Raw genomic sequence first — 14,876 nt, forward strand, 5'->3', positions numbered from 1 at the left:
AACTGCCAGGCATCAATTAAGAAGAACCCCGTACCGAAAGGTGCGGGGTTTTTTGCTTTTAGTTTGGCTGAGGCGAAGCTATAACAGTCTGAGAACATTCCAGGATCAGTCCGGTAGTTTATTAGAGAGGAAAAACTACCGACTGAAAGTATTAGTGTTCAACGCTTTAAAGACGGAAAAGCAAAAATATTTAGAGCTTTTCCTGCAGCTAACAAGGCTTCAGGAAGTTTCCTCAAGATAGATGATTTTGTCTGTGTCAAAGCATCTATGCATTTGAATAATCTCAATGTTCATGATGTTTTCATCACAATACTTATCGCCATTCATGATAACGAACTTAACGTTTTTATCCTTCATGCTGAAAAAAGAGGTTCCAAAACATCCCGCAATATTTTTAGGTAATAAGTTCTGGGTATGAAGATACTCTAACGGAATATTGTCCGGAAGCACTGTGATGTTATCACCCAAGGCTGTGCATAGTTCATGATTTAATTCATGATTGACTGGGTGGCCTTTGTAAATTATGGAAGTATCATTAGGCAGCATCCCTGAAGATTTAAGCTCAGTGATTTTTCTTAACATTGCTTGATGATGTACTGCTCTCTTTTGAATATCGGGACAGTAAGTTGTTAGAAAGAGCGTGGCATCTCTATTTTTTGCTATCGCTGATAATCGTATGCGAAGGTCTTCAGGAATATTTAACAAGCGGTCCCATATTCCATTATTTGATAGCAGCGAGATATCACCCTCTCTATAGGATAAAGGAATTATGAAAGGAAGTAGTTCATCAAAAAAGTGGTTTTTTATCGTTTTGTTATAAAAAGGCTCGAGTAAATAGTACTTTGTATCGATAAAATAATGCCAAATATAATTATCAGCAATATTCCATTCCCATGAGCCAAGAGGTTTATCCATCATTAAAACGTGCTGGAACACTTCCGACCTTTCACGCATCATTGTACTCAATAGTTTACCATCGAATCGACCCATCATAACGCGTTGGATAATGGTGCCGGTGCCATCATCATACAGATGAAGTTGTAGTTGCTTTAATGATATCTTTGGCAGCACTCTTTGTAATAATGGCACTAATATATCTGTTTCACGAATAATATTTGTATGAATCTCAATTTTAAAATCCTTTTTATTCGCGATGAATTTAGCAACGCTATCGAGCTTTTGTGATAAATGGTCATTAACTTTATAAGCAAATACAGTTCTGCCATTGACTTGATTAGCGTTATTTAACTTTAATCTCTCAAGAATAAGCACACTGAAGACGTTTTCGTCATCAATGGACTGAACATAATTTTTCAATTGCTGCGTCAAAGGAAGGGATGCTGGCTCAATAAAGATTTTAAGGGTTTTCATGCTCATATTTTGTTAAGTCTTCGTTTTCGAAAGCGATAATAAAATATTTAATGCAATTTTTGTGCCAGTGATTTTTTGCGCTATTTGGTCAGTTTTTTTTGGGGGGGGAGCAAACAAAAGGAAGTCTTTCTTCCATAAAAGGAAGATATGTTTCGTATTTAATGAAGTGTTAGCAAAGCCAGGGAGACAAAGCAGACAGTGCGGGTAGATTGAGCGTCAGGGGAAGGAACTGTATTTCAAGAAAGCAAAAACCCAGCCATAGGCTGGGTTCTTTAAATAGTGGTGCCCGGACTCGGAATCGAACCAAGGACACGGGGATTTTCAATCCCCTGCTCTACCGACTGAGCTATCCGGGCAACGGAGCGCATTAAACCGCAATCACGCCTGACCGTCAACATTATTTCGGGAAAAGTCGTTCAACTGCTTAACTTTGCGACAATCTGACGGTTTACGAAGCGAAAAGGGTAAATTTATCTCTGCAGCTTAGGTCAATGCCCCACCCATACGACACTGCGCAAAGCGCAGAATATCCTCTGCCAGACGATGTGCTGTTTCCACGTCGGCCTGACTACGGTTGACCAGCATGCGGCTCAGGCAGCCTTCCAGAACCAACTCCATCTGTTTCGCCACCATTGCAGGATCGTCCACTTCAAGCGTGGTCAGCAGTTCATGGGTAAAGTCATGCGCCGCACGCTTTTGCTGATCCGCCAACTGGTGAATCGGATGGCCAGGGTCCGGATAGAACGTGCAGGCCGCGATAAACAGGCAGCCGGGATAGCGGTTATTGCTTACGCATTCGCTTAGCGCGGTGTACCGCGCCAGAAGCTTTTGCTCGGCAGTTAATTCTTCATTCAGCATTAGCTGCCTGCGCCAGACATCAACCTGCTGGCTAAGGTAGCGCAGCGCATCGTAAAGCAGCGCTTCTTTATCAGGCCAGAAGCGTGTTAATTCATTCAGAGGGTAATCGATACGGTCGGCGACCATCTCAAGCGTGGTGCTGGCGATCCCTTGAATCTCAAGTAACTGCAGGGCTTGTCCCAGTACGTCTTCGCGTTGCACGGTGTTCTCCTCCGCTATTCCCAACGGTTATCCCGTTTAAAGTGTTGTTTACGGTTGGCGATTGCGCAAATGTGCGCTGAAGGCCGATGCATCCATAAAACCGGTTACGCGCTGCGCCGGCAGCTCAATGCCCTGCTCGTCGAAAAACAGAATTGTCGGCAGGCCGAGGACGCTGAGCTGCTTTAGCAGGGCCTTATCCTGCGCGTTATTCGCCGTTACGTTCGCCTGAAGCAGAACCGTATCTTTCAGCTCGCTTTGCACCTGCGGCGCGCTAAAGGTGTACTTTTCAAACTCTTTGCAGGCGACGCACCAGTCGGCGTACAGATCGAGCATAACAGGCTTGCCTTTTGCCTGCGCGAGCGCGGCGTTGAGATCGTCTACGTTCCTAATCTGCGTAAAATTAAGATGCGCCTGCGTCTGCTGGACCGATGCGCCAAACGCCCAGTCCTGCAGCGGGCGTACGCTTACCAGCGCGGCGGCAAGAAGCATGATTTGCACCAGGCGCATCCACGGTTTTTTCGCCCCAAGGCTCACGATGAATGCCCATGAGAAGAAGGCCACGCCGAGCATCGCCCACAGGCGAATGCCCCAGACATCGCCGATGATACGCTCCAGCAGGAACACCGGTAATGCCAGAATGACAAAGCCAAACGCGGTTTTCACCGCCTCCATCCACGGGCCGCTTTTCGGCAGCAGGCGATTGCCAAATACCGTCACGAGGATAAGCGGAAGCCCCATCCCCAGCGCGTAAAGATACAGCGTCCCGCCGCCGAGCCACATATTGCCGCTTTGGGCGATGTACAGCAGGATGGCGCTTAGCGGCGCAGTGGTGCAGGGCGAGCAGATCAGCCCGGCAATAGCGCCCATTGCAAATACCCCGCCAGCGGAACCGCCCTGCTGACGGTTGCTCATCAGCGTTAGGCGAGTTTGCAGAGAAGAGGGCAGCTGCAGGGTGAACAGGCCAAACATCGACAGCGCCAGCAGGATAAATACTGCTGAAAGGCCGATGAGCACATAAGGATGCTGGAGCGCTGCCTGAAACTGTAGCCCGGCTGCCGCGACCACCAGACCCAGCGCGGTATAGGTCAGCGCCATGCCCTGCACGTAAATAAACGCCAGCAGAAGCGCTCGGGCGGTCGAAAGACGCCGCTTACCGCCCAGCACAATCCCGGAAATCAACGGATACATGGGCAGTACGCAGGGGGTAAACGCGATTCCAATGCCAATCAGTAAAGCCCATAGCGCGGAGAAGGGCATGCCTGAAGCCGCTTCATCTTCATTTTTCGCATTGGCCTTCTCCCCTGAGGTGAGGGGAGAAACAGCGGCAGACGCTTTGACTGCGGTAAGCGGAACGACCTTTGTTTCAGGAGGATAACAAAAGCCTGCGTCAGCACAGCCCTGGTAGGTGACGGTCAGGGTTGCGCCTTTATCCGCCTGGTTGACCGTCACGGGCACGCTTAAGCGCTGACGATAGATCTCGCTTTTGCCGTAGAATTCGTCCTCGTGCCATTCGCCTGATGGCATCTGCAGTGCGCCCACGCTTGCACCGGAAGGCGTAATGCTTACCTGCTTACGGTAAAGGTAATAACCCTCTTTCACCTGCCAGGTGAGATTAAGATCGTGCTGATTTTGCTGAAAGTCGAAAACAAACGCCTGGTCGGCAGGAATAAAATTTGAACGGTCGGGTGCATCAAACAGCCCGGCAAAAGCTGACGTGCTGCACAGCAGCAGGATCAGCGCAAGGAAACGTTGAGCCATGAGAGATAATCGTTATCGCCGTGGACCACTGGCAAAACCAGCAGCTCCGGGGTTTGGTAAGGATGATGAGATTTGAGGCAGTCAAGGAGCGCCTGCTGGTTCCCCAGGTTGGTTTTAAGCAACATCTGGACTTCGTACTCCTGCTCCAGCTTGCCTTCCCAATAGTAGAGGGAAGTCGCGCCGGGCAGAATCGTTACGCAGGCCGCCAGTTTTTCGGCCAGCACTTTGGCGGCGAGATCCTGGGCGGAAGCTTCATCAGGAGCGGTACAAAGCACAACAACAGCGTCAGGCGTGTTCACAAGTCGACCTCCTCATCACGAAAGTCTTCACTATATCACGCAAGCGGATTGGTCATTAAAGAAACGGGCCGCAGAGCGACCCGTTTTTAACTATTTTTACAGCGGCAAAACCTTTACAGCACGAGGCCGCCGATGATAAATCCGAGGATGACGCACAGGCTGATGGCAACGACGCCTGGGATCAGGAAGGCATGGTTAAACACATATTTACCGATACGGGTAGAGCCCGTGTCATCCATTTCAACCGCCGCCAGCAGGGTTGGATAGGTTGGCAGGACAAACAGCGCGGAGACCGCGGCAAAGGAAGCGATTGCCGTTAACGGCGTGACCCCAAGCATCAGGGCCGCTGGCATCAACGCTTTCGTGGTGGCCGCCTGAGAGTAGAGCAGAGTCGCGGCAAAGAACAGCACCACGGCCAGCAGCCACGGGTAGTTGTGCAGCAGGTCACCCGCGACGGTCTGGATATCGCTGATGTGGGCTTTCACGAAGGTATCGCCAAGCCATGCCACGCCAAGCACGCAGACGCAGGCGCTCATGCCGGATTTGAAGGTGCTGGCATTCAGCACTTCGCTGGTATCGATCTTACAGGTGATGCTAATCAGCGTGGCGATGGTCAGCATAAAGACCACGATGGCTTCGTTACGCGGCAGTACCGGGTTCTGAATCAGCCCCACGGTATCGCTGATGGCGGTGGCGTAGAACATTACCGCGATAATCCCGATCAGGAACAGCAGCACGGCACGTTTCGCGTGCGGCTTCAGCTCAAAGACCTGGCTACCGCGCAGGCTGACTTCGCCTTTAGCCAAACGCTCCTGATATACCGGATCGTCCTTCAGTTCGGCGCCGAGGAAGTTGCACAGTACGGCGGTGATCATCACGGCGATCAGCGTCACCGGAATACAAATCGCCAGCAGCGTCAGGTAGCTCACGCCCAATGGCTCAAGAATGCCGGCGAAGAAAACCACGGCGGCAGAAATCGGTGATGCGGTGATGGCAATCTGTGACGCCACAACGGCAATCGAAAGCGGGCGAGACGGGCGAATGCCCTGCTCTTTTGCCACTTCGGTAATGACAGGCAGCGTAGAGAACGCCGTGTGGCCCGTTCCCGCCAGAATGGTCATAAACCAGGTTACCAGAGGAGCAAGGAAGGTGATGTATTTAGGGTGGCGGCGCAGCATACGTTCTGCCAGACTCACCAGATAGTCCATCCCGCCCGCGACCTGCATGGCTGCGATAGCGGCGATAACCGCCATGATGATTTCGATGACGTCAAACGGGATGGCGCCAGGTTTAATTTGAAAGAGTAGGGTGAGTACAAGCACGCCGAGGCCCCCGGCAAAACCAATGCCGATCCCCCCAAGCCGTGCGCCTAAGTAAATCGCCAACAGCACGACGGCGAGTTCTGCTCCAAACATAACGACCTTCCTTGCTTATTAACAAGTTGATATTAAATTGTTGTGTAATTGGTAAAGCCTGAAAAGAAAAAAGGCACGTCACTCAGTGACGTGCCTTTCGGATTCCTACCCGGAACGGTTACTGTTCGCTTTCATCGGTATAACGCTTCGCTTTATACGCCGGATGCATCAGGTTCTGAGCAGAGAAGATATCGTCCAGCTCGGCTTCGGTCAACAGGCCGCGCTCCAATACCACTTCACGCACGCTCTTACCGGTTTCGGCACAAATCTTCCCAACGATGTCACCGTTGTGGTGGCCAATGAACGGGTTAAGGTAAGTCACAATCCCGATGGAGTTGTACACATAGCCTTCACACACTTCTTTATTCGCGGTGATGCCGTTGATGCATTTTTCCAGCAGGTTATAGCAGGCGTTGGTCAGGATGTGGATGGATTCAAACATCGCCTGGCCAATGACCGGCTCCATTACGTTCAGCTGCAGCTGACCGGCTTCGGACGCCATAGTAACGGTCGTATCGTTGCCGATGACCTTAAAGCAGACCTGGTTCACCACCTCCGGCACAACCGGGTTTACTTTTGCCGGCATGATGGACGAACCGGCCTGCAGCTCTGGCAGGTTGATTTCATTAAGGCCAGCGCGCGGGCCGGAGGAGAGCAGGCGCAGGTCATTACAGATTTTGGACAGCTTAACGGCCAGACGCTTCAGGGCACTGTGAACCATCACGTATGCGCCGCAGTCGGACGTTGCTTCAATCAGGTCTTCTGCTGGAACTACTGGCAGGTTAGACACTTCCGCCAGCTTCTGTACCGCCAGCTGCTGATAGCCATCCGGCGTGTTCAGACGTGTACCGATGGCGGTAGCGCCGAGGTTCACTTCCAGCAGCAGCTCGGAGGTGCGCAGCAGGTTTTTGGTCTCTTCATTCAACAGGACGTTAAACGCATGGAATTCCTGACCGAGGGTCATCGGAACGGCATCCTGCAGCTGGGTACGGCCCATCTTCAGAATATCCTGGAACTCAACGGCTTTACGCTGGAAGCCATCGCCCAGCTGGTTAATCGCGTCGACCAGCTTCACCACGGAGGCATACACCGCGATGCGGAAGCCGGTTGGGTAAGCGTCGTTAGTCGACTGGCATTTATTCACATGGTCGTTCGGGTTCAGGTACTGATATTCACCTTTCTGATGACCCATCAGCTCAAGGCCGATGTTTGCCAGCACTTCGTTGGTATTCATGTTGACGGAAGTCCCCGCACCGCCCTGATAGACGTCAACCGGGAACTGGTCCATGCATTTGCCGTTGTTCAGCACTTCATCGCAGGCGGCGATAATCGCATTTGCGGCGCTTTTAGGAATGGTTTGCAGCTCTTTGTTCGCCAGTGCTGCGGCCTTTTTCACCATCACCATGCCACGCACAAATTCAGGGATGTCGCTGATTTTGCTGTTGCTGATGTAGAAGTTTTCAATCGCTCTCAGAGTGTGAACACCATAGTAGGCATCCGCTGGAACTTCCCTGGTACCCAACAAATCTTCTTCGATACGAATGTTGTTTAACATGTGAACCTTCTTTTAAAGCTGCCGATGGATTGTACTAAACACACAGTATATATGTGGTTTTGAATATTTTCTGGCCGACGATTATTCCCTCAATCAGCCCGATGTTCGAGATCATATGCTGATGATAGCGAATTGCCGTAATCTGGATCACTTATTATCGCCCCGATTCGATGATAATTATTAATCTGTGAAATAAGTCACCGCTTTAATATTTCCAGAAAAAATATCCGTGCAAACCGATTGAAATTTGGCTAACCGCCTCCACCTCTAGCTGACGCACGTTGCGAACACATTCAGTCAGGCGCCAGGCGGCGCTTGCCCTACAGGAGATACCGGTGCGCTGGATACCGTTTATTGCTTTCTTCCTCTACGTTTACGTCGAGATTTCCATTTTTATTCAGGTCGCCCACGTGCTGGGCGTCCTGCTGACCTTAATCCTGGTCATTTTCACCTCGGTTATCGGCATGTCGCTGGTGCGCAACCAGGGTTTCAAAAACTTCCTGTTAATGCAGCAGAAGATGGCCGCAGGAGAAAGCCCGGCCGCCGAGATGATCAAAAGCGTGTCGCTCATTATTGCGGGCCTGCTGCTGATTCTGCCGGGTTTCTTCACCGATTTCCTTGGCCTGTTGCTTCTGCTCCCGCCGGTGCAAAAGCATCTGACCCTGAAGCTGCTGCCGCATCTCCGCTTCAGCCGGATGCCGGGCGGTGGTTTCAGCACGGGGCCGGGTGAAACCTTCGACGGGGAATATCAGCGCAAGGACGAGCAGCACGATCGCCTGGACCATAAAGACGATCGTTGATTGGCTGTTGAATCAAGGGAAAACTTTCGCAAATTTTTTTCGTCTTCCCCCTTGAAGGGGAAAAAATCTGGCCCCATCTCTCAGGGCACTAGCCGGAAAACCGCGTGCGGCCCGGCGTCATCCATAACTGATAAAGACTTTCTCAAAGGAGAGCTATCAATGAGTATTCGTCCGTTACATGATCGTGTGATCGTCAAACGTAAAGAAGTTGAAACCAAGTCTGCAGGCGGCATCGTGCTGACCGGTTCTGCAGCAGCAAAATCAACGCGTGGCGAAATCATCGCTGTCGGTAAGGGCCGCATTCTGGAAAACGGAACTGTGCAGCCACTGGACGTTAAAGTTGGTGACATCGTCATTTTCAACGATGGCTACGGCGTGAAATCCGAGAAGATCGACAATGAAGAAGTGTTGATCATGTCCGAAAGCGACATTCTGGCAATTGTTGAAGCGTAATTACGCACGAAACTGTACGAATTTGAGGAACTAAGAACATGGCAGCTAAAGACGTAAAATTCGGTAACGACGCTCGTGTAAAAATGCTCCGCGGCGTAAACGTACTGGCAGATGCAGTTAAAGTCACCCTGGGCCCGAAAGGCCGCAACGTAGTGCTGGATAAATCCTTCGGCGCGCCAACCATCACCAAAGATGGTGTTTCTGTAGCACGTGAAATCGAGCTGGAAGACAAGTTTGAAAACATGGGCGCGCAGATGGTGAAAGAAGTTGCCTCTAAAGCGAACGACGCAGCAGGCGACGGTACCACCACCGCGACCGTACTGGCGCAGGCTATCATCACTGAAGGTCTGAAAGCTGTTGCTGCGGGCATGAACCCGATGGACCTGAAACGTGGTATCGACAAAGCTGTTTCTGCCGCTGTTGAAGAGCTGAAAGCGCTGTCCGTACCGTGCTCTGACTCCAAAGCCATTGCTCAGGTAGGTACTATCTCCGCTAACTCCGACGAAACCGTAGGTAAGCTGATCGCGGAAGCGATGGACAAAGTGGGTAAAGAAGGCGTGATTACCGTTGAAGACGGTACTGGCCTGGAAGACGAACTGGACGTGGTTGAAGGTATGCAGTTCGACCGCGGTTACCTGTCCCCATACTTCATTAACAAGCCAGAAACTGGTGCTGTTGAGCTGGAAAGCCCGTTCATCCTGCTGGCTGACAAGAAAATCTCCAACATCCGTGAAATGCTGCCAGTGCTCGAAGCCGTTGCGAAAGCAGGCAAGCCGCTGGTTATCATCGCGGAAGACGTTGAAGGCGAAGCGCTGGCGACCCTGGTGGTTAACACCATGCGCGGCATCGTGAAAGTTGCTGCGGTTAAAGCACCAGGCTTCGGCGACCGTCGTAAAGCCATGCTGCAGGACATCGCTACCCTGACCGGCGGTACCGTGATCTCTGAAGAGATCGGTATGGAGCTGGAAAAAGCGACCCTGGAAGACCTGGGCCAGGCGAAACGCGTTGTGATCAACAAAGACACCACCACCATCATCGATGGCGTGGGTGAAGAATCCGCTATTCAGGGCCGCGTAGCTCAGATCCGTAAGCAGATCGAAGAAGCAACCTCTGATTACGACCGTGAAAAACTGCAGGAGCGCGTAGCGAAACTGGCAGGCGGCGTTGCGGTAATCAAAGTGGGCGCAGCGACCGAAGTTGAAATGAAAGAGAAAAAAGCGCGCGTTGACGATGCCCTGCACGCGACCCGTGCTGCGGTAGAAGAAGGCGTAGTAGCGGGTGGTGGCGTTGCGCTGGTACGCGTTGCCGCTAAGCTGGCTGGCCTGACCGCGCAGAACGAAGATCAGAACGTGGGTATCAAAGTTGCGCTGCGCGCGATGGAAGCTCCGCTGCGTCAGATCGTATCCAACGCCGGTGAAGAGCCATCCGTTGTAACCAACAGCGTGAAAGCGGGTGAAGGTAACTACGGTTATAACGCGGCAACTGAAGAATACGGCAACATGATCGACTTCGGTATCCTGGACCCAACCAAAGTAACCCGTTCTGCTCTGCAGTACGCGGCATCTGTTGCTGGCCTGATGATCACCACCGAGTGCATGGTGACCGACCTGCCTAAAGGCGATGCGCCAGACTTAGGTGCTGCTGGTATGGGCGGCATGGGTGGTATGGGCGGCATGATGTAATTTAATCTTCATACTTCAAGCCGCAGGCGCGTTGACGGCGTTCGCTCACCCCAGTCACTTACTTATGTAAGCTCCTGGGGATTCACGAACTTGTCGCCTTCCTGCAACTTGAATTATTCGATTAAATAAATATCTCGCAAAAAATGAGAAACCCCTGGGCAGAAATGTCTGGGGGTTTTTCTTTTGGTCATCTTTTAGGTATAAGATTCACACACGGACAACTACTGTCCAGCTTATTGAAATCGAGGAATAACATGCGCGTAAAAGTCTGTGCAGGGATCGTAGGGGCAGCGCTGCTGCTCGCGGGTTGTAGCTCCAGCAATGAGCTTTCGGCAGCGGGCCAGGGCGTTCGCTTTGTGGAAGATAAGCCGGGCAGCGAATGTCAGCTGCTGGGCACGGCAACCGGTGAGCAAAGCAACTGGCTGTCGGGTCAACATGGTGAAGAGGGCGGCTCTATGCGCGGCGCGGCGAATGCCCTGCGTAACCAGGCGGCAGCGATGGGCGGTAACGTGATTTACGGCGTGAGCAGCCCAACGCAGGGTATGCTGTCCAGCTTCGTGCCAACCGCCAGCCAGATGAATGGCCAGGTTTATAAGTGCCCGAACTGATTGCCTTTTCCCTCTCCCTGTGGGAGAGGGTTAGGGGAAACTAGCTCTGCCGCAGCTGTAAATCCAACGGCGTTTTACTCGGCTCGCCGCCGATCTCGCGTGCCAGCTTCGGCACCATATAGCCCGACACCAGCGTGAGCAGTTCGCGCATAATCTGCCGGGCTTCTTCATCCGTGACCATGAAATGCGCCGCGCCCTGTACGCGATCCAGCACGTGCAGGTAATAGGGCATCACGCCCGCATCAAACAGGGCATTACTCAGGTCTGCCAGCACGCGGGCGCTATCATTCACTCCGCGAAGCAGAACGCTCTGGTTCAGCAGCGTCACGCCCGCTTTGCGCAGGCGCGCCATCGCCGCGCGAAAATCATCGTCAATTTCGTTCGCGTGGTTAATGTGGTTGACCAACAGCACCTGCAGGCGCGACTGCTCCAGGCGTGAAACCAGCCCGTCAGTGATACGCGCCGGAATGACAATCGGCAGACGGCTATGAATGCGCAGACGCTTGATGTGCGGGATGGCCTCAAGCTGGGTCAGTAGCCAGTCAAGCTCACGATCTTTTGCCATCAGCGGGTCGCCGCCGGAGAAAATAATCTCATCCAGCTCGGGATGGGCGGCGATATAGTCCAGCGCGACCTGCCAGTTGCGCTTATTGCCCTGGTTATCCGCATACGGGAAGTGTCGGCGGAAGCAATAACGACAATTTACCGCGCAGCCGCCCTTTACCAGCAGCAGGGCACGGTTGAGGTATTTGTGCAGCAAACCCGGCACCACGCTGTTTTGCTCTTCCAGCGGATCGGTGCTGTAACCCGGCGCAGTCACAAACTCATCCTGCGAGGTCAGCGTCTGTTTTAATAGCGGGTCGTTTGGGTTGCCCTTTTCCATGCGGGCAACAAACGCGCGGGGCACGCGCAGGGGGAAGAGGCGCTTTGCCTCACGGCCTGCGAGCCATTCTTGATGCTCATCCAGGTCTAAAAGATGCAATAATTCATCAGGACTGGTGATTACATCGGCAAGTTGCGATAACCAATCTTCTCTGGACGGGGTGTTTAGGGTTACAATATGCGCCATTTTGTGGCTAAGCTACCAGTTAACAAATTTAGAGGGCCTTATGGCAACGTACTATAGCAACGATTTTCGTGCTGGTCTTAAAATCATGATGGACGGCGAACCGTACGCGGTTGAAGCCAGTGAATTCGTGAAACCCGGTAAAGGCCAGGCATTTGCGCGCGTTAAGCTGCGCCGCCTGCTGACCGGCACCCGTGTAGAAAAAACCTTCAAATCTACTGATTCCGCTGAAGGCGCTGATGTTGTCGATATGAACCTGACTTACCTGTACAACGACGGTGAGTTCTGGCACTTCATGAACAACGAAACCTTCGAACAGCTGTCCGCTGACGCGAAAGCCATCGGCGATAACGCCAAGTGGCTGCTGGACCAGGCCGAGTGCATCGTGACCCTGTGGAACGGCCAGCCAATCGCGGTGACTCCACCTAACTTCGTTGAGCTGGAAATCGTTGAAACCGATCCAGGCCTGAAGGGTGATACCGCAGGTACTGGCGGCAAGCCAGCGACCCTCTCCACTGGCGCAGTGGTTAAAGTTCCACTGTTCGTTCAGATTGGCGAAGTGATCAAAGTGGATACCCGCTCCGGCGAATACGTATCCCGCGTGAAGTAATTTACGCAATGATTTAAGGCGCAGCGCCCGCTGCGCCTGATTTATGCAGGCAGGGAAGATGACACGTACCGTTAAAATTCTGCTTCTGTTGGCGCTCTCTGGCGCGCTCCTTTCCGGGTGCAACACCGCGCGCGGCGTGGGTGAAGATATCCAGGATCTGGGCCATATCATTTCGCATGCAGCCAGTTAGTTTCTTCTATTTATCCTAAAAACTCTTCCTTTTCCGTCAAACGGCGCGATCTTGTCTATTCTTATATTGCTATACACAAAACAACTCTGGCTATAAAAGGAAGATATTATGGTTAAGAAAACAATTGCGGCGATCTTTTCTGTTCTGGTGCTCTCTTCAGTGCTGACTGCATGTAATACCACGCGCGGCGTGGGCGAAGATATCTCCGACGGTGGTAATGCTATTTCTGGTGCAGCGACCAAAGCTCAGAACTAATGAAGCAGAGGCGGTACGGCGTATTACTTTCACCGTACCGTCAATTCACACCTCTTGCAGAGATAAAAATGGCGAAAAGCGCGTGTCCATATGCAGCTTCATGCGGATATTACGCTTATAGGTATAAACCGTTTTTCCATTGATACTCAAATGGCTAGCGATTTTCTGATTGCTTGCCCCTTCCATCCACAGCGTAAGCACTTTCTCTTCCTGACGCGTAAGCAGCGGTGCGGCGATTTTCGGGATTTCCACGCTTGCGTAGGCGGTTAACGCATCGCTTATCGCCGTGGCCAGCCCCTCAAGGTCAACGCGCTTCATTAGAGAAGACCAGATCGGATATTGCTTTAAATACTCCGTCATACCCTGCTCTTCGCCCGACTGCAGTAAAATAAACGGCACGGTTTCACTGGCGATGAGCAAAGATGAGAGCTGATGGAGATGATGAATATCGTGTCTGAAACCGTATAGGTCAGCAATGACCAGCGTGGGTTTCCATTGCAGAAGATGCTCTCTGGCAAGGATGAGGTTATTCAGTCCGGTCACGACAAAGTCGTCAGGAAACAAACCAGAATGATTGAGCCATGCTTCAAAACCCGTCCGGGTGAAGTGACAACGGTCAATCAAAAGAATTTTGAACATATCGTATTCGCAGTCGGCTAATGGTTTGGCTTCCTGCCATCAGAAAGCACACCATCATAGGGAAGTCCGATGAGTGATAAAAGGCTGAACTCCGCGGCATACTGCGGCTATTTCTTGCCTTAACGCACAAAATACAAAAGCGTTGAAAAAAAATTGTGCACTGACCAAAATAAGCCTCTGCATCTCAGCCTTACGGGACGACCCGTAAGTGCTTCATTCATCGGGGACGGCCCCAGCTAACGTAAACGTTAAGGAGCCTGATATGTCCTGGATTGTTCTTTTCATCGCCGGTTTGCTCGAAGTGGTATGGGCAATTGGCCTGAAATACACGCACGGCTTTACCCGCCTGACGCCAAGCGTCATCACCGTTACCGCGATGATCGTCAGCATCGTGATGCTCTCATGGGCAATGCGAACCCTGCCTGTGGGAACGGCCTACGCCGTCTGGACGGGAATCGGTGCGGTAGGGGCAGCGATAACGGGGATTCTCCTGCTAGGTGAATCCGCGAGCCTGGCGCGTATTGCCAGCCTCGCGCTGATTGTCGCGGGAATTATTGGGCTGAAGCTCAGCACGCATTAATGTGGCTGTTTCACCCAGATAAGTTTTGATACATCAAACCCTTGCCGGGTCGCGACGTCGAGCATTTGCTGCTTCATTTCCGCTGAAATGGTTGGCGTGCGTGAGAGGACCCACAGATAGTTGCGATCCGGCCCGCAAACCAGCGCGTGGCGATACTCCCTGTCCAGCGCGATGACGTTATAGCCCCCATAGAACGGACCAAAGAATGACACTTTCAACGCCGCGCGGTGAGGATCGCCGGTAAAATACGCCTGGCCCACCGACTGCTGCCACATCGCGCGATCGGGGTTATATCCCCGGTTTACCACCTGAATACCCCCGTCATCCATTGAGCTGTAATTTGCCGTGACTTTCTCCAGGCCGCGCTCGAAGCGGTGATCGAAGCGGGCGATCTCATACCAGGTACCGAGGAAGCGCTGTGCGTCGAAATTGCTTACGACGGTCACGCCGGGAGGTGGGGTAGGTGAACTGCAGGCAACCACTAAAAACGCGGCCGTCACCGCAGCGATAACAGGCAAAATGCGCATAGCGTTTCC

At 52.2% G+C, this 14,876-nt stretch carries 17 protein-coding genes and 1 tRNA gene; 8 read left to right on the top strand and 10 right to left on the bottom strand.

Translation table 11 applies throughout. The features are described 5' to 3' along the window. Positions 1–219: 219 nt before the first annotated feature. From DBY73_RS15460 to aspA, 7 genes are all read right to left on the bottom strand, one after another. Positions 220–1,371, bottom strand: a complete 1,152-nt coding sequence (locus DBY73_RS15460; protein WP_181573244.1) for a hypothetical protein — start codon at positions 1,369–1,371, stop codon at positions 220–222. 280 nt (positions 1,372–1,651) lie between these two features. Then, positions 1,652–1,727: transfer RNA gene (locus tag DBY73_RS15465), tRNA-Phe, on the bottom strand. A gap of 127 nt (positions 1,728–1,854) precedes the next feature. Beyond that, the gene (locus tag DBY73_RS15470; protein ID WP_112011969.1) at positions 1,855–2,430 is read right to left on the bottom strand and encodes a transcriptional regulator; all 576 of its coding nucleotides are present in this window, start codon (positions 2,428–2,430) and stop codon (positions 1,855–1,857) included. A 48-nt stretch (positions 2,431–2,478) separates the two neighbouring features. Next, a complete protein-coding gene (locus tag DBY73_RS15475) occupies positions 2,479–4,188 on the bottom strand; it encodes a protein-disulfide reductase DsbD (RefSeq protein WP_112011970.1) in 1,710 nt (569 codons plus the stop codon). Beyond that, positions 4,164–4,487: a divalent cation tolerance protein CutA gene (gene cutA, locus DBY73_RS15480; protein ID WP_112011971.1), complete on the bottom strand. Its 324-nt coding sequence runs from the start codon at positions 4,485–4,487 to the stop codon at positions 4,164–4,166. The genes DBY73_RS15475 and cutA overlap by 25 nt, the downstream gene beginning before the upstream one ends. A 113-nt stretch (positions 4,488–4,600) precedes the next feature. Continuing rightward, complete coding sequence (locus tag DBY73_RS15485) at positions 4,601–5,902, bottom strand: anaerobic C4-dicarboxylate transporter (protein ID WP_112011972.1); 1,302 nt, start codon at positions 5,900–5,902, stop codon at positions 4,601–4,603. 118 nt (positions 5,903–6,020) lie between these two features. After that, on the bottom strand, positions 6,021–7,457 hold the full coding sequence (aspA, locus tag DBY73_RS15490; RefSeq protein WP_003855923.1) for an aspartate ammonia-lyase: 1,437 nt from the start codon (positions 7,455–7,457) through the stop codon (positions 6,021–6,023). A gap of 335 nt (positions 7,458–7,792) precedes the next feature. Here aspA and DBY73_RS15500 point away from each other — a divergent pair, with 335 nt between their 5' ends. The 4 genes from DBY73_RS15500 to DBY73_RS15520 all read left to right on the top strand — a co-directional run bounded on the left by DBY73_RS15500 (position 7,793) and on the right by DBY73_RS15520 (position 11,000). Then, complete coding sequence (locus DBY73_RS15500; protein ID WP_181573245.1) at positions 7,793–8,257, top strand: FxsA family protein; 465 nt, start codon at positions 7,793–7,795, stop codon at positions 8,255–8,257. A 159-nt stretch (positions 8,258–8,416) separates the two neighbouring features. Then, positions 8,417–8,710 carry a co-chaperone GroES gene (locus DBY73_RS15505; RefSeq protein WP_003855929.1) on the top strand — a complete coding sequence of 98 codons (294 nt, stop codon included), beginning with the start codon at positions 8,417–8,419 and terminating at the stop codon, positions 8,708–8,710. A 38-nt stretch (positions 8,711–8,748) separates the two neighbouring features. After that, positions 8,749–10,392, top strand: a complete 1,644-nt coding sequence (gene groL / locus DBY73_RS15510; protein WP_112011974.1) for a chaperonin GroEL — start codon at positions 8,749–8,751, stop codon at positions 10,390–10,392. A 254-nt stretch (positions 10,393–10,646) separates the two neighbouring features. Further along, entirely contained in the window at positions 10,647–11,000 is a 354-nt protein-coding gene (locus tag DBY73_RS15520; RefSeq protein ID WP_112011975.1) for a DUF4156 domain-containing protein, read from the top strand. Between the two features lie 40 nt (positions 11,001–11,040). Here DBY73_RS15520 and epmB read toward each other — a convergent pair whose 3' ends face one another. Next, positions 11,041–12,069 (bottom strand): EF-P beta-lysylation protein EpmB, encoded by a 1,029-nt coding sequence (epmB, locus tag DBY73_RS15525; protein ID WP_112011976.1) that lies wholly within the window; start codon positions 12,067–12,069, stop codon positions 11,041–11,043. Between the two features lie 40 nt (positions 12,070–12,109). On the opposite strand from epmB, the gene efp reads away from it, so the two are divergent. The 3 genes from efp to ecnB all read left to right on the top strand — a co-directional run bounded on the left by efp (position 12,110) and on the right by ecnB (position 13,121). After that, positions 12,110–12,676, top strand: coding sequence for an elongation factor P (efp, locus tag DBY73_RS15530; protein ID WP_003855940.1), 567 nt, complete (start codon positions 12,110–12,112; stop codon positions 12,674–12,676). 58 nt (positions 12,677–12,734) lie between these two features. Further along, entirely contained in the window at positions 12,735–12,866 is a 132-nt protein-coding gene (locus tag DBY73_RS15535; protein ID WP_112011977.1) for an entericidin A/B family lipoprotein, read from the top strand. Between the two features lie 108 nt (positions 12,867–12,974). After that, positions 12,975–13,121: a lipoprotein toxin entericidin B gene (gene ecnB / locus DBY73_RS15540; RefSeq protein ID WP_003855942.1), complete on the top strand. Its 147-nt coding sequence runs from the start codon at positions 12,975–12,977 to the stop codon at positions 13,119–13,121. Positions 13,122–13,166: 45 nt separating this feature from the next. Here the strand turns inward: ecnB and DBY73_RS15545 are convergent, their stop codons facing one another. Next, a complete protein-coding gene (locus DBY73_RS15545) occupies positions 13,167–13,760 on the bottom strand; it encodes a LuxR C-terminal-related transcriptional regulator (protein WP_112011978.1) in 594 nt (197 codons plus the stop codon). A gap of 262 nt (positions 13,761–14,022) precedes the next feature. Here DBY73_RS15545 and sugE point away from each other — a divergent pair, with 262 nt between their 5' ends. Further along, complete coding sequence (gene sugE / locus DBY73_RS15550; RefSeq protein WP_112011979.1) at positions 14,023–14,340, top strand: quaternary ammonium compound efflux SMR transporter SugE; 318 nt, start codon at positions 14,023–14,025, stop codon at positions 14,338–14,340. On the opposite strand, the gene DBY73_RS15555 is transcribed toward sugE, so the two are convergent. Next, entirely contained in the window at positions 14,337–14,867 is a 531-nt protein-coding gene (locus DBY73_RS15555; protein ID WP_112011980.1) for a lipocalin family protein, read from the bottom strand. The two genes, sugE and DBY73_RS15555, sit on opposite strands and share 4 nt — an antisense overlap. Positions 14,868–14,876 lie beyond the last annotated feature (9 nt).

The sequence above is a fragment of the Enterobacter sp. RIT418 genome, from assembly GCF_003057745.1.
Lineage (GTDB): Bacteria > Pseudomonadota > Gammaproteobacteria > Enterobacterales > Enterobacteriaceae > Enterobacter.